The sequence below is a fragment of the Cohnella zeiphila genome (assembly GCF_014212055.1).
Classification (GTDB): domain Bacteria; phylum Bacillota; class Bacilli; order Paenibacillales; family Paenibacillaceae; genus Cohnella; species Cohnella zeiphila.
Genome location: NZ_JACJVO010000010.1, coordinates 37,218 through 51,618 on the forward strand (window position 1 = coordinate 37,218; position 14,401 = coordinate 51,618).

A 14,401-nucleotide genomic window follows, 5' to 3' on the forward strand; every position below is an offset into this window, starting at 1 on the left:
GGCGCTATTCGCCGGGACGAACGTTCACTTTCCGATCCGTCAGCGTCACGCGGCCTTCCGCGATCCATCTCACTGCAAGCGGCAGCAGCTCATGCTCCGCCGCATGAATTCGCTCCGCCAGCGTCTCTTCCGTATCGCCTTCGCGCACTTCGACTGCACGCTGAGCGACGATCGGTCCGGTATCCATCCCGCCGTCCACGAAGTGAACCGTCACGCCCGTCAGCTTGACGCCGTATTCGAGCGCCTGCCGCACCGCTCCCACGCCAGGAAAAGCGGGCAGAAGCGCCGGATGGATGTTGATCATCCTTCCGTAATAAGGCTTCACGATCACGTCCGTGATCAGCCGCATATAGCCGGCCAGCACGATCAGCTCGATGCCTTCGTCGTTCAGGCGGCGGACAATCTCTTGCTCATAGGCTTCGCGGGACGGATAGTCCTTGGGCTTGAAAAGAAACGTCGGCACGCCGAGCGACTCCGCCCGCTGAACGACCCGCGCGGCGGGCTTGTCGCAGACGAGCAGCGCGAGCTCGGCGGGGATATTCGTCGCCCGAACCGCTTCGGCCAGCGCTTGAAAATTGCTCCCGCCGCCTGAAGCGAATACCGCGATTTTCAGCCGGGACGACGCCATTACAGCTCCGCCCCTCCGAACGTAACGATCTTGCGGCCTTCGGTGACTTTTCCGATGACGTAGGCTCGTTCGCCGCATTGCTTGGCAAGCTCGACGGCTTGCTGCGCCTGGTCGGCGGGCACGACGAGCACCATGCCGACGCCCATGTTGAACGTCGTGAACATGTCTCGGTCGCTGATCGCGCCGTCCCGCTGCATCAGCTTGAAGATCGGCTGGATCGGCCACGAGCCGAGCTCGATGTCGACGTTCACGCCATCCGGCAGCACGCGCGGAATGTTCTCGATGAAGCCGCCTCCGGTAATGTGCGCCATGCCTTTGACCGTCACGCTCTCGATCAGCTTCAGCACCGACTTGACGTAGATGCGGGTCGGCTCGATCAGCACGTCGCCGAGCGTCCGTCCTTCAAGCTCCGGCAGCTTGTCGGCGAAGGAGTACCCTTTGGTCTCGATGAGGAGGCGCCGAACGAGCGAGTAGCCGTTGGAGTGGACGCCGCTGGAGCCGAGCCCGATGACCGCGTCTCCCGGAGCGATGGTCGAGCCGTCGATCGCTTTCGGCTTGTCCACGATGCCGACGGTGAAGCCGGCGATGTCGTACTCGCCGTCCTGGTACATGCCCGGCATCTCCGCCGTCTCGCCGCCGATCAGCGCGCAGCCCGCCTGCTCGCAGCCGTCGGCTACGCCTTTGACGATCGCTTCGATCTTCTCGGGAACCAGCTTGCCGCAGGCCAGGTAATCGAGGAAAAACAGCGGCTCGGCTCCCGTCACCACGACGTCGTTCACGCACATGGCGACCGCGTCGATGCCGATCGTGTCGTGCTTGTCCAGCATGAACGCCAGCTTCAGCTTCGTGCCGACGCCGTCCGTCCCCGAGACGAGCACCGGCTCTTCGTACTTGTCCTTGTTCAGCCCGAACAGCCCGCCGAACCCGCCGAGCCCCGTCAGCACTTCCGGACGAAACGTCTTGCGAACGTGCTTCTTCATCCGTTCGACCGCTTCGTTGCCCGCGGCGATGTCCACGCCGGCCTGTTTGTACGCTTCGGACACTTCGTTCACTCCTTAGAAATTCGGTGAATGATTACTTTCCTTTTTCGTCGTAACGCCAGCGGAACGACGTCTCTTCTGGCGCCAAGGTGGAGCGTTAGCCGATTTTCTCGGCTAACTCACCCACCAGCGACGCCCAACGCGGAGCGTCAGCCGCATGGTGCGACGATCGCGAGTCAATCGCAGCTGCAGGAAGTCGCCTTCGCCAGCTCGAACTCCACCTTCGTCGGGTAATCGTGGTCGAAGCAGCTGAGGCAGAGGCCGCGATTCTTCTCGCCGTCGTGCCCGCCGACCGCATCGATCAGCCCTTCCTTGCTCAGGAAGTAGAGCGAATCGGCGTTGATCGCCTTGCGGATCTCCTCCACCGACTTGGTGGACGCGATCAGATCCGCCGGGTTCGGCGTGTCGATGCCGTAGTAGCACGGGTTCATAAAAGGCGGCGACGAGATGCGAACGTGAACCTCGGTCGCGCCCGCTTCTCGCAGCATGTTGACGATGCGCAGCGACGTCGTGCCCCGGACGATCGAGTCGTCGATCATGACGACGCGCTTGCCTTCGACGACTTTGCGGACGGCGGACAGCTTCATTTTGACGCCCTTCTCGCGCAGCTCCTGCGAAGGCTGGATGAACGTCCGGCCGGTGTACTTGTTCTTGATCAGTCCGAGCTCGTACGGGATGCCCGTCTGCTCGGCGTAGCCGATCGCGGCCGAGATGCTCGAATCCGGCACGCCGGTTACGATGTCCGCGTCGACAAAAGCTTCCTGCGCGAGCTGCTGGCCCATCCGTTTGCGAGCCGAATGCAGGTTGACCGAGTAGATGTCGCTGTCCGGCCGGGCGAAGTAGATGTACTCCATCGCGCACACCGCGCGGCGCTCCATCTTCGCGAAGCGTTCCTCGCGCAGGCCGTCCTTGTCCAGCACGAGCAGCTCGCCCGGCTGAACGTCGCGCACGAACTCGGCGCCGATCGTCTCCAAGGCGCACGTCTCCGACGCGAAAATGTACGCCTCGCCGAGCCGCCCCATGACGAGCGGACGGAAGCCGTTCGGGTCGCAGGCCGCGATCAGCCGGTCCTTCGTCATGATCAGGAACGCGTAGCCTCCGATCAGCCGGGCGAACGCATCCTTGACCGCCTCGACCAGGTCCTTCGGAGAGCGGGCGATCAGGTGGGCGATGACTTCGGTGTCGCTGGACGTCTGAAAAATCGACCCCTGCTCCTCCAGCTCCCGCCGGATGACCGGCTCGTTGACGAGGTTGCCGTTCGTACAAACCGCCAGGTCTCCGTCACGGTATTTGAACACGAGCGGCTGAGCGTTGCCGAGCTTGCTGGAGCCCGACGTCGAATACCGGACGTGCCCGATCGCGCGGTCTCCCTTCAGCGCGCCGAGACGGTCGCGGTCGAACACTTCCTTGACCAGCCCCATGCCGCGGTGATAATGGAATTCTCCGTCCTCGGAAGCGCAGATGCCGCAGCTCTCTTCGCCGCGGTGCTGCAGCGCGTGCAGGCCGTAATAAGACAGACCGGCAGCGTCGGGATGGCCGAACACGCCGAACACCCCGCACTCTTCCTTCGCCTTGTCGAAAATCTCTTCCTGAAAGCCGCCCTCGTTATAATGGTTCCCGGTCCAGAACCGGGCTTCGGCGGCGTCAACTCCGGATTTTACTGCATCCGGCATGGGATCGCTTCCTTCCATGGCATACGGAATTCGTTCAAAGGTGCCTGAATCGCGATATGTCCGTTAATGGAAATGGTCAGTTGTTCTCCGCCTACCGTGCCCAGCCGCTGCACGGGCACGCCGCTCTCGGCCAGGAACGCGGCCAGCGCTTCGGCCTTCTCCGGCTTCGTCGACAGCAGAATGCGCGACTGCGATTCGCTGAACAGCGCCAGGTCGGGGCGCAGGTTCGTCGCGAAGTCGACGGTGGCGCCAAGGCCGCGGCCGAAGCCGGATTCCGCGATCGCCGCGGCGAGTCCGCCTTCGGACAGATCGTGCGCCGAAGCGACGAGCCCTTTGCGGATCGCGCCCAGCACCGACTTGAGCAAGCGCTGCTCGACGGCCAGGTCCAGCTCCGGCGGACGGCCTTCGGTCAAGCCGTGCACGGCGTATTGGAACTCGCTGCCGCCGATCTCCGCTTTCGTCTCGCCGAGCAGGAAGATGACGTCGCCTTCCGCTTTGAAGTCCTGCGTGGTGATGTGGTCGATATCTTCCACAAGGCCGACCATGCCGACGACCGGCGTCGGGTAGATGGCGCCCTTGGCGTTCTCGTTATACAGGGAGACGTTGCCGCCGATGACCGGCGTCTCCAGGAAGCGGCAGGCTTCGGCCATGCCGTCGACGGCCTTCTCCATCTGCCAGAAAACTTCAGGCTTCTCCGGAGAGCCGAAGTTCAGGTTGTCCGTAATGGCGAGAGGTTCGCCGCCGGAGCAGACGATGTTGCGCGCCGCTTCCGCGACCGCGATGCGTCCGCCGACTTCCGGGTCGAGGTAGACGTAACGTCCGTTGCAGTCCGTCGTCATCGCCAGCGCCTTGCGCGTGCCGCGGATCGTAACGACCGCCGCGTCCGAGCCCGGAACGACCGCCGTCGAAGTCCGCACTTGGTAGTCGTACTGGCTGTACACCCACTCTTTGCTTGCGAGCGAGGGGGAGCCGAGCACTTTTTGAAGCGCGTCGTTCAGGTCGATCGCTTGCTCGTAGCGGTTCGTGTCGATCGAACCGTTCTTCAGATAGTAATCCGGTACTTTGGAAGGCTTGTCATACACCGGGCAGTCGTCGACGAGCGCCTTGACCGGCATATCGCCGACCACCTCGCCCTTGTGAAACAACCGCAGTCGTCCGTCGTCGGTTACCTTGCCCACTTTGTGGCAATCCAGCCCCCACCGCGCGAAAATCGCTCTCGCCTGCTCTTCGTGCTTCGGTTCGGTGACGAAAAGCATCCGCTCCTGCGACTCGGACAGCATCATTTCGTAAGCGGTCATGCCTTCCTCGCGCTGCGGCACCTCGTCGAGGTACAGCTCCATGCCGTTGCCGGCCTTGCTCGCCATCTCCGAGCTCGAGCAGGTGAGGCCCGCGGCGCCCATGTCCTGGATGCCGAGCACGATGCCGGACGCGATCAGCTCGAGCGTCGCTTCCATGACGAGCTTCTCCATGAACGGGTCGCCGACTTGCACGGCGGAACGCTTCGCTTCCGACTCGGCGGTCAGGTCCTCCGACGCGAACGTCGCGCCGTGGATGCCGTCGCGGCCGGTGGCCGGGCCGACGTAGAAGACCGGGTTGCCGACGCCTTTGGCGACGCCGCGCTGGATTTGGTCGTGGTCGATCAGGCCGACGCACATCGCGTTGACGAGCGGGTTGCCCTCATACGACTCATCGAACATGACTTCGCCGGCGACCGTCGGGATGCCGATACAGTTGCCGTAGCCGGCGATTCCGCTGACGACATGCTCGAACAGGTAGCGAACGCGGTCGTTCTCCAACCGGCCGAACCGCAAGGAATTGAGCAAGGCGATCGGGCGCGAGCCCATCGAGAAAATGTCGCGGATAATGCCGCCGACACCGGTCGCCGCGCCTTGGTACGGCTCGACGGCGGACGGGTGGTTGTGCGACTCGATCTTGAACACGACGGCCTGGTTGTCGCCAATGTCGACGATGCCGGCGCCTTCGCCGGGGCCCATCAGGACGCGCGGGCCGGTCGTCGGGAAGCGGCGGAGCAGCGGCTTGGAGTTCTTGTAGGCGCAATGCTCGGACCACATGACGCTAAAAACGCCGATCTCCGTATAGTTAGGCTGCCGGCCGAGGAATTCGCAGATGAGCGCGTATTCCGAGTCGGACACGCCGAATTGCTTGTAAATTTTCTGCTCGGCGATCTGCTCGATCGTCGGCTCTTTCGCGGCGGTTTGCTGCGCCATTGGTCGATGTCCCTCCTTAGCGGGCCGATGCGGCCTGAGATACGAATGCTTGAAGCGCGGACTTGAACATCCGGGCGCCGTCCGCCGAGCCGAGCAGGTCGCTGACCGCGCGCTCCGGATGCGGCATCATGCCGACGACGTTGCCCGCTTCGTTGCAGATGCCGGCGATGTTGTCGACGGAGCCGTTGGGATTTTCCCCTGCATAGCGGAAAACGATCTGGTTGTTCGCTTTGAGGCGAGCCAGCGTCTCGTCGTCGCAATAGAAGTTGCCTTCGCCGTGCGCGATCGGGATGCGGACGACTTCGCCCTTCTCGTAATCGTTCGTGAACGCCGTTCCCGCGTTCTCGACGCGGAGGTCGACGGGGTGGCAGCGGAATTTGAGGGAATTGTTGCGGATAAGCGCACCCGGCAAAAGTCCTGCTTCGGTCAGAATCTGGAAGCCGTTGCAGACGCCCAGGATAAACTTACCCTTTTCGGCGGCTTTGCGAACTTCCGCCATGACCGGAGCGAAGCGGGCGATCGCGCCGCAGCGCAGGTAGTCGCCGTAGGAGAAGCCGCCCGGCACGAGGATGGCGTCATAGTCGGACAGATCGGTGGCGGTGTGCCACACGTAGTCGACGGGCTGCCGCACGACGTCCTCGACCGCCTTCAGCATGTCGATGTCGCAGTTGGAGCCCGGAAAAACGAGTACCGCGAATTTCATCGGGGTTCAGCCCTCCAGTTCGAAGCGATAGTCTTCGATGACGGTGTTGGCCAGCAGCTTCTCGCACATCGCCTTGACCCGTTCCTCCGCCTTCGCCCGGTCGTTCGTGTCCAGTTGAAGCTCCATGTATTTTCCGATGCGGACCTTGCCGACTTCCTCGAAGCCCATCGTGTGCAGCGAGCCTTGAACGGCGTTGCCCTGCGGATCGAGCACGTTCTCTTTGATCGTGACGTATACCGTTGCTTTCATGGGTGAATGTCTCCTCCTGATTTGGGGAAAATGGCTTGCGGCTTATGGCGCGATCGGCTTCAGGATGCTGAATCCGACTTTGGATTCGGTCAAACGGCGATGGATGTCCCAGTAGCGGGCCGACGTCGCTTCGACGACTTCGTCGGGCAGGCGGGGCGGCGTGCTGTTCTTGTCCCAGTCCGAATTCGCCAGGTAAGCGCGGACCGGCTCCTTGTCCATGCTGTCGATCTCGACGTCCAGCTTGTAGTTCTCCTTGGCCCAGAAACGGGAGGAATCGGGCGTGAACAGCTCGTCGATCAGAATGATGTCGTTATCGATAAGGCCGAATTCGAATTTGCAATCGGCAAGAATGATTCCGTTGGCGTCGCAGTAGCCGCGGCCGAACGCGTACAGGTCCAGGCTGCGGTCGCGCAGCTTCTCCGCGAGGTCTTGGCCGACGCGGCGGGCCATCTCCTCGAACGGGATGTCCTCGTCGTGGCCGACGTCGTTTTTGCCGGCGGGGGTGAAGATCGGCTGCTCCAGCTGGGAGTTCTTGCGGAGCCCTTCCGGCAGCTTGATGCCGTTCACTTCGCCGGTCGCCTGGTACTGCCGCCAGCCGCCGCCGGTAATGTAGCCGCGCACGACGCACTCGATGTCGATCCGCTTCGCCTTGCGGGCGACCATGATGCGGCCTCCGAGCTTGGCGCGATCGGCGGGATCGACGACGTCTTCGCCAAGCCGGTTCACGTCGGTATGGACGACGTGGTTCGGCAGCAGGTCGCCGGTCAACCCGAACCAGAACGAGCTGAGGCCGTTCAACACTTGGCCTTTGCCGGGAACCGGCGGATCGAGCACGTAGTCGAACGCGGAAATGCGGTCGGTAACGACGATCAGGAGATGCTCTCCGAGATCGTACAGCTCCCGCACCTTCCCTTTGTGGATGAGCGGGGCGCGGACGAGCCCTTCGGCGGTGGACAACGCTTCTGTCGACATGACAGCCTCCTTGTGGAGCGTAATGGATGTCAATCAGGACTCCGGGGAGCCCGGTTGATTTTTGTTTCGATGCCCGGATGCGGCGGAGTTGGTTTGATATCAGACCAACTCCGCGTTATATCCGCTTCTTCTATGCCTCGTGCGATCGATTTCGTCTGATTTCAGACTAAATCTGCATCCTCTGTGCCTCGTGCGGCCGAGTTCGTCTGATTTCAGACTAATTTCGCCTCTTCTTATGCCTCGTGCGACCGGTTTAGTCTGATTTCAGACTAATTTCGCCTCTTCTGTGCCTCGTGCGACCGGTTTAGTCTGATTTCAGACTAATTCTGCCTCTTCTGTGCCTCGTGCGATCTAGATAGTCTGATTTCAGACTAATTTCGCCTCTTCTGTGCCTCGCGCGGCCTTATTGGTATTGGTCGCAATAACTCCTACGCTGCATCCGGCGAATGAAGTGTCCAAAAGCAATAACTTCGTCGGTTCCGAGCTAGGAAGCCCGCGCTTACTCCAGGCCCAGCCGCTTGAAAATGGTGTCGACGTGCTTCAGGTGCCAGCTTGGGTCGAAGCAGTCGGCGATTTCCTCGGCGCTGAGGACGTTCGTGATTTCCGGCGTCGACGAGACGATGTCGCGGAAGTCGCGCTGCTCTTCCCATGCCTGCATCGCGCGGGGCTGCACGGTGTCGTACGCCTGCTCGCGGCTGAAGCCCTTGTCGATCAGCTTCGTCAGCACGCGGCCGGAGAACGGAACGTTATACGTGCTGCGCATGTTGCGTTTCATGTTCTCCGGAAACACCGTCAAGTTTTTGACTATGTTGCCGAAGCGGTTGAGCATGTAGTTCAGCAGCATGGTGGCGTCCGGCAAAATGATCCGCTCGACCGAAGAGTGCGAGATATCGCGCTCGTGCCACAGCGGCACGTCCTCGTACGCGGTCACCATGTGGCCGCGGATGACGCGCGCGAGGCCGCTAATGTTCTCGCAGCCGATAGGGTTGCGCTTGTGCGGCATCGCGGACGAGCCCTTCTGCCCTTTCGCGAACGGCTCCTCGACCTCGCGGAATTCGCTTTTTTGCAGCGCGCGGATCTCGGTCGCGAACTTGTCCAGCGACGTGGCGATCAAGGCCAGCGTCGCCATGTATTCCGCATGGCGGTCGCGCTGCAGCGTCTGCGTCGAGATCGGCGCGGCCTTGATGCCCAGCTTGTCGCAGACGAACTGCTCGACGAACGGGTCGAGGTTGGCGTACGTGCCGACGGCTCCGGACATTTTGCCGAATTGGACGTTGTCCGCCGCATGACGGAACCGCTCCAGGTTCCGCTTCATCTCTTCGTGCCACAGCGCCAGCTTCAAGCCGAACGTCGTCGGTTCCGCGTGAACGCCATGGGTGCGGCCCATCATCGGGGTCGACTTGTATTGAATCGCTTGTCCGCGAAGGATATCGACGAAGGCAACCAGGTCGCGCTCCAGAATTTCGTTCGCCTGCTTCAGCAGATAGCCGAGCGCCGTGTCGACGACGTCGGTGGACGTCATGCCGTAGTGAACCCACTTGCGCTCCGCCCCGAGGCTCTCGGAGACGGCGCGGGTGAAAGCGATGACGTCGTGGCGGGTCTCCTCTTCGATCTCGTAAATGCGGTTGATGTCGAACTTCGCGTTTTTGCGAAGCTCCACGGTATCTTCCTTCGGAATATGGCCCAGTTCGGCCCATGCCTCGCAAGCGCAAAGCTCGACTTCAAGCCAAGCTTTGAACTTGTTCTCCTCCGTCCAGATGGCCCGCATCTCCGGGCGGCTGTAGCGTTCAATCATAGTAGGTCAGACCCTCCATATATTCGATTGGGCGATCCACGCCAACGCGGCGTCGACGTTCGGCGCGAGCACGTTGACGTGGCCCATTTTTCGCTTGCGTTTGGCTTCCGTCTTGCCGTACAGATGCACCTTCGGCTCCACTCCAAGCCGTTCGGCTTCGGAATCGCGCGTCCCCATCCATTCCAGCAGCGGCGGAACATGCTCGCCAAGAATGTTCGCCATGACGACCGGCGTCAGAAGCGACGGGTCGCCGAGCGGCAAATCGCAGATCGCGCGAATGTGCTGCTCGAACTGCGACGTGCGGCTTGCTTCTATTGTATAGTGCCCGGAGTTGTGCGGGCGCGGCGCAAGCTCGTTCACATAAAGCTCGCCGTCCGCGCCGACGAACATCTCGACGGCGATCAGCCCGACGACGCCGAGCGTCCGGGCGATCGACACCGCGAGCTTCTCCGCTTCCTCGCGAACGCGCTCGCCGATGCGGGCGGGGACGATGGATAAGTGCAAAATATTGTCCACGTGGACGTTCTCGGCGGGCGGGAACGTGCGGATCTCGCCCGACGGGCGCCGCGCCGCGATGACGGATATTTCCTTGGCGAAGGAGATAAACTTCTCCAGGACGAGCTCCGTGCCGGCCGCTTCGGCTTCCGCCCAGGCGGGCTCCAGCTCGGCCTCCGAGCGCAGCACCCACTGGCCTTTGCCGTCGTAGCCGCCGGTGGCCGTCTTCAGCACGGCCGGCAGGCCGAGCCGCGCGGCCGCTTCCTTCAGCTCGCCCAGGCCGGCGACCTGGGCGTACGGGGCGACCCGCGCGCCCGCCGCTTCGATGGCGCGCTTCTCCCGCAGCCGATGCTGCGTCGTATGCAGCAGCGCGCTGCCTTGCGGCACGTACGATTCCGCTTCAAGCATCGCCGCCACGCCGGCGTCGACGTTCTCGAACTCGTACGTGATGACGTCCGAGCGGCGCGCCAGCTCGCGCGCCGCTTCGCGGTCCCCGTAGCCGGCGACGATCTGCGCCGCCGTCTGGCCGCACGGCGAGTCCGGCGTCGGGTCGAGCGTCACGAACTTGTAGCCGAGCCGGCTCCCGGCGTGAGCGAGCATCCGGCCAAGCTGGCCGCCGCCGAGAATGCCGACTGTCGCGCCCGGCAGAATCGTTCGCCTTTGCGGCTCGAGCCCGCCATCCTTGCCGTCAGCCGCACCCGGAACCGCGCAGTTGTCGCCTTCGCATACCGCTCCTTGCGAATCGCCGAGGTCCAGGCTCGTCAGCTTGATCTCGTCGCTCATGCCAGATCACCTTGCGCCAGCACGTCCGCCGTGATCCGCTCGCGACGAGCCGTCAGCCGAGCCTGAACGTCCGGCTCGAACGCGCCGATGATCTGGGCCGCGAGCAGCCCCGCGTTCGTCGCGCCCGCCGTTCCGATCGCCACCGTGGCGACCGGAATGCCGCCCGGCATCTGGACGATCGACAATAACGAATCGAGCCCGTTCAAGGCTTGAGACTTGACGGGCACGCCGATGACGGGAAGCACGGTTTTGGCCGCGACCATACCCGGCAGATGAGCGGCTCCGCCCGCTCCCGCGATAATGACCTTGAGCCCGCGAGACGCCGCGTTCTCCGCATATTCGAACATCAAATCCGGCGTCCGATGCGCCGAGACGACCTTCCATTCATATGGAATCTGCAGCTCGTCCAGGATCTCGCACGCTTTCTTCATCGTTTCCGCATCCGACGTGCTCCCCATAATGACGCCAACCAATGCCGACATGCTTCCACCCTTCCCATTTTCCGCGATTGGTCCCGAAGAACAAATCCCCGGGAGCCCCCGGTATGAATCCCCCAAAAGTGACGCGATGCTCTGAAGTTAATTCCGATTACTTTTGGGGGAGCCCCCGGTATGAATCCCCCAAAAGTGACGTGATGCTTTGAAGTTAATTCCGATTACTTTTGGGGGAGCCCCCCGGTTATCGCATTATTTGCTGGACAACGCAAAAAGGCCGCTGGGGATACTGTCAGCATTCCCCAAGGGCCCCGTCTTCTCTCTCCCCGCGCCAAGCCGGCGCCGTTCCTTAACCCTTAATGCGGGTCCGGCGTATGCGATCTTCGGCCGACGCCCGCCTTAGCGGCATCTTCCGACAAACGCCAACGAAACCGCGAGTTTCCGGACGCCGCAAAGGCGAAACGCCGAAAGCTCGAACTTTGTCGAGTCCGGACGGCGTTCACCTGCGAAATCCGAAAACTCGTAGTCCGAAAATTTAAGGTTCTCGGGTAGAGACGACCGGGCCATATCCCCGATGATATACGAGCGATTTCGTTTTTTTCGGTTCTAAGTTTACTCCAACCTGACATGATTGTCAATCCAAAGGCGAACGCTTTTTTGTTTTGAAAAAGTGAACGTTCGGATTTAGGCCACATTTCCATTCCTCTTCGCGAAGGCTGAGGCGACTCTTCGCTCCGCCGTCCTTCACGGCGCGAATCGACAAAAAGAGAGCGGCTTCGATCCTTCTCTTCCTATTATACTTCCCTCCCTCCCCACTCCGCAAAAACGCGATTGACATTAATACGATATATCGCTTATTTTCTAAATACGATATATCGTATTGGGGTGATCCAAGATGAAGCAGGACCGCGACGAAAGGCGGAACGGGGCCGGGAGAGACGAACCGCCGTTCTGCGGGAACCGGCGATACTTCGGCCGGGGCGGCGTTAAGTACGCCCTGCTGGAGCTGCTGGCCAAGGAGCCGATGCACGGCTATCAGATGATGAAGGCGCTGGAGGAGCAATCGGGCGGCATGTATATGCCGAGCGCCGGCTCGATTTATCCGACGCTGCAAATGCTGGAGGACCGCTCGCTGATCGAGCCGGCGGAGAGCGAGGGCAAGAAGGCGTACCGGATTACCGAGGAAGGCCTTCGGTTCCTGCGGGAACGTTCGGAAGACGAGCGCCGCGGACCGTTCGGAGAAGCTGCCGGAACCGACGAAGAGGAAGAACGGATCGCCAGATGGCGCCGGGAAAAGTACAAAAGAAAGCTGGGAATCGGCGATGGAAGCTACGAGATCGTGCGGAAGCTGAGCGCTGCGGAGAGAGCAGCAGAAGGGGACGGCGTCAGGCGCGAGGAGCTGGATCGGCTGATCGCGAAGGTGGACGCGGAGCTTGAGGCCTTCCTGGCGGGCGTACCCGAGGAAGGAGGCGCCTGAGCCGATGGACGAACGCATGGTGCGCCGGTTCGGCCGGGGAGGAGCGAAGCCGAAGCCGGGATCCGTCTGGGGCATGTATCGGATGATTTTTTTCCAGGTGCGCTCCCAATGGAAAGGAATGATCGTGGCGATGATCTCGATCGTCGCCGTGTCGCTGCTGCAATTCGTCGTCCCGCAATTTTCCCAATATACGATCGACAAGCTGATTCCGGCCAAACAATACGGCGACCTGGCATGGATTGCCGTCTGCTTCGCGCTGACCGCCGTCCTGCTCGGCATCTTCAATTACGCCAGCAGCATGGCGCTGGCTACCGTCGGCCAGCAGGCCGTGCACGAGCTGCGGACCCGGCTTTACCGGCATTTGCAATCGCTCGATCTCGGCTTCTACGACCGCAGCCGCACGGGCGACCTGATGTCGCGGGTAACGAACGACGTCGGGATGCTGCAGCAGCTCGTCTCCTCTGGCATGATGACGGTGGTGACCGACCTGTTCACGTTCGTCGCCGTCGTCGCCTATATGATGTGGGAGGACTGGGAGCTGACGCTGATCGTTCTGGCTACGTTTCCGCTGATGGTAACCGCCACCCGTTTTTTCAGTAAGCGCATTCGCGCCGCCTTCCGCCGAACCCAGGAATCGGTCGCGGAAGTATCGAACCATCTGCAGGATACGCTGTCGTCGATTCGGCTGATGAAAATCTCGGCCACCGAGGAGTACGAGTCGGAACGCTTCGAGCAACGCAGCGCCGTCAATCGGGATGCGAACCTGGCCGCCGTGAAGCTGCGGGCCGTCTATGAACCGACGATCGACATGCTGACGTACGCCGGAACGGCCGCCGTGCTGATCGTCGGCGCGCTGCACACGATGGACGGGGCGCTGACGATAGGCAAGATCGTCGCCTTTCTCGCGTACCTGCGGCTGCTTCAGAACCCGATCCGCCGCATCAGCCGCACGCTGAACACCGTTCAGCAGTCCGCCGCCGCTTACGACCGGATCGTGGAGGTGCTGGACACCCGACCGCAAATCGTCGAAAAGGAGGACGCCGTCGTTCTTCCGGAGCTTCGCGGCCATGTCGAGTTCCGCGACGTCGGCTTCGCTTATCAGCCGAATTCGCCCGTGCTTCGGAATTTCAACCTGGAGCTTCGCCCCGGAACCGTCACCGCGATCGTCGGCTCTTCGGGCGCGGGCAAGTCGACGATCGCCCACCTGATCTCCCGCTTCTACGACCCGCAGTCGGGGACGATCGAGATCGACGGCGTACCGCTGCCGGACCTTAACTTGAAGTCGCTGCGCAGCCGGATGGGGCTCGTCTCCCAGGACGTCGTGCTGCTCAACGGCACCGTCCGCGAAAATATCGTCTACGGCGCGCCGGAAGCTACGGAGGAGATGATGATCGAAGCCGCCCGGGCGGCCCATGCGCACGAGTTCATCGTGTCGCTTCCGCAAGGCTACGACTCGCAGATCGGGGAACGCGGCGTCAAGCTGTCGGGCGGACAGAAGCAGCGGCTGTCGATCGCGCGGGCTCTCCTGCGGGATCCGGGGCTGCTCATTCTGGACGAGGCAACGTCCGCGCTCGATACCGAGTCGGAGCGGGCGATCCAGGCGGCGCTCGAAGACTTGCTGACCGGCCGGACCTCGCTCGTCATCGCGCATCGTCTGTCCACCATCCGCAGAGCGGACGTCATCCATGTGCTCGAACGGGGCGTTATCGTCGAATCCGGCACGCATGAGGAGCTGCTGGAGCGGCAAGGCAAATACAAGCATCTGTACGACTTGCAGTTCCCGCAGTCGAGCAAGTCCGAACCGCGAAGTCCGCGCCAGGACAGAGCGATTCCGGTGCAGGCCCGTTGACAAGCGGGTTACGAAACCGCTGCTGACGTCCCCCGCGTATGTCCTGTCGCAATTTCGTCAGGCAGAGTAACAGGT

The 14,401-nt window shown here is 62.1% G+C and carries 12 protein-coding genes and 1 riboswitch; of the genes, 2 read left to right on the forward strand and 10 right to left on the reverse strand.

From position 1 onward, the window contains the following. Positions 1-4: 4 nt before the first annotated feature. The 10 genes from purN to purE form a co-directional block, all read right to left on the reverse strand. Positions 5-628, reverse strand: a complete 624-nt coding sequence (gene purN, locus H7C18_RS09890) for a phosphoribosylglycinamide formyltransferase (RefSeq protein WP_185128892.1) — start codon at positions 626-628, stop codon at positions 5-7. Beyond that, positions 628-1,671 (reverse strand): phosphoribosylformylglycinamidine cyclo-ligase, encoded by a 1,044-nt coding sequence (purM, locus tag H7C18_RS09895; protein WP_185128893.1) that lies wholly within the window; start codon positions 1,669-1,671, stop codon positions 628-630. The genes purN and purM overlap by 1 nt, the downstream gene beginning before the upstream one ends. A 173-nt stretch (positions 1,672-1,844) precedes the next feature. After that, positions 1,845-3,341, reverse strand: a complete 1,497-nt coding sequence (purF, locus tag H7C18_RS09900) for an amidophosphoribosyltransferase (RefSeq protein WP_238357608.1) — start codon at positions 3,339-3,341, stop codon at positions 1,845-1,847. Further along, complete coding sequence (purL, locus tag H7C18_RS09905) at positions 3,326-5,569, reverse strand: phosphoribosylformylglycinamidine synthase subunit PurL (RefSeq protein WP_185128895.1); 2,244 nt, start codon at positions 5,567-5,569, stop codon at positions 3,326-3,328. Before purL ends, purF begins: the two co-directional genes overlap by 16 nt. A gap of 16 nt (positions 5,570-5,585) precedes the next feature. Then, on the reverse strand, positions 5,586-6,272 hold the full coding sequence (gene purQ / locus H7C18_RS09910) for a phosphoribosylformylglycinamidine synthase subunit PurQ (RefSeq protein ID WP_185128896.1): 687 nt from the start codon (positions 6,270-6,272) through the stop codon (positions 5,586-5,588). A 6-nt stretch (positions 6,273-6,278) separates the two neighbouring features. Then, positions 6,279-6,521, reverse strand: coding sequence for a phosphoribosylformylglycinamidine synthase subunit PurS (gene purS / locus H7C18_RS09915; protein ID WP_185128897.1), 243 nt, complete (start codon positions 6,519-6,521; stop codon positions 6,279-6,281). Positions 6,522-6,563: 42 nt separating this feature from the next. After that, the gene (locus tag H7C18_RS09920; protein WP_185128898.1) at positions 6,564-7,493 is read right to left on the reverse strand and encodes a phosphoribosylaminoimidazolesuccinocarboxamide synthase; all 930 of its coding nucleotides are present in this window, start codon (positions 7,491-7,493) and stop codon (positions 6,564-6,566) included. A gap of 499 nt (positions 7,494-7,992) precedes the next feature. Beyond that, entirely contained in the window at positions 7,993-9,288 is a 1,296-nt protein-coding gene (purB, locus tag H7C18_RS09925) for an adenylosuccinate lyase (RefSeq protein ID WP_185128899.1), read from the reverse strand. A 6-nt stretch (positions 9,289-9,294) separates the two neighbouring features. Further along, the gene (gene purK / locus H7C18_RS09930; RefSeq protein WP_185128900.1) at positions 9,295-10,566 is read right to left on the reverse strand and encodes a 5-(carboxyamino)imidazole ribonucleotide synthase; all 1,272 of its coding nucleotides are present in this window, start codon (positions 10,564-10,566) and stop codon (positions 9,295-9,297) included. Further along, entirely contained in the window at positions 10,563-11,048 is a 486-nt protein-coding gene (gene purE / locus H7C18_RS09935) for a 5-(carboxyamino)imidazole ribonucleotide mutase (protein ID WP_185128901.1), read from the reverse strand. Before purE ends, purK begins: the two co-directional genes overlap by 4 nt. 455 nt (positions 11,049-11,503) lie before the next feature. After that, positions 11,504-11,605, reverse strand: a riboswitch (purine riboswitch). A 290-nt stretch (positions 11,606-11,895) separates the two neighbouring features. Between purE and H7C18_RS09940 the strand changes: the two genes are divergently transcribed. Together H7C18_RS09940 and H7C18_RS09945 are read left to right on the forward strand one after the other, a co-directional pair. After that, positions 11,896-12,477: a PadR family transcriptional regulator gene (locus H7C18_RS09940; RefSeq protein WP_185128902.1), complete on the forward strand. Its 582-nt coding sequence runs from the start codon at positions 11,896-11,898 to the stop codon at positions 12,475-12,477. Between the two features lie 4 nt (positions 12,478-12,481). Then, the gene (locus tag H7C18_RS09945) at positions 12,482-14,326 is read left to right on the forward strand and encodes an ABC transporter ATP-binding protein (protein WP_238357609.1); all 1,845 of its coding nucleotides are present in this window, start codon (positions 12,482-12,484) and stop codon (positions 14,324-14,326) included. The last annotated feature ends 75 nt before the right edge of the window (positions 14,327-14,401 follow it).

Bases quoted from the DNA above. Each gene is read 5' to 3' on its own strand.
- purF (WP_238357608.1), bottom strand. From the start codon at position 3,341: ATGCCGGATGCAGTAAAATCCGGAGTTGACGCCGCCGAAGCCCGGTTC.
- H7C18_RS09945 (WP_238357609.1), top strand. From the start codon at position 12,482: ATGGACGAACGCATGGTGCGCCGGTTCGGCCGGGGAGGAGCGAAGCCG.
- purN (WP_185128892.1), bottom strand. From the start codon at position 628: ATGGCGTCGTCCCGGCTGAAAATCGCGGTATTCGCTTCAGGCGGCGGG.
- H7C18_RS09940 (WP_185128902.1), top strand. From the start codon at position 11,896: ATGAAGCAGGACCGCGACGAAAGGCGGAACGGGGCCGGGAGAGACGAA.
- H7C18_RS09920 (WP_185128898.1), bottom strand. From the start codon at position 7,493: ATGTCGACAGAAGCGTTGTCCACCGCCGAAGGGCTCGTCCGCGCCCCG.
- purL (WP_185128895.1), bottom strand. From the start codon at position 5,569: ATGGCGCAGCAAACCGCCGCGAAAGAGCCGACGATCGAGCAGATCGCC.
- purE (WP_185128901.1), bottom strand. From the start codon at position 11,048: ATGTCGGCATTGGTTGGCGTCATTATGGGGAGCACGTCGGATGCGGAA.
- purB (WP_185128899.1), bottom strand. From the start codon at position 9,288: ATGATTGAACGCTACAGCCGCCCGGAGATGCGGGCCATCTGGACGGAG.
- purK (WP_185128900.1), bottom strand. From the start codon at position 10,566: ATGAGCGACGAGATCAAGCTGACGAGCCTGGACCTCGGCGATTCGCAA.
- purS (WP_185128897.1), bottom strand. From the start codon at position 6,521: ATGAAAGCAACGGTATACGTCACGATCAAAGAGAACGTGCTCGATCCG.
- purQ (WP_185128896.1), bottom strand. From the start codon at position 6,272: ATGAAATTCGCGGTACTCGTTTTTCCGGGCTCCAACTGCGACATCGAC.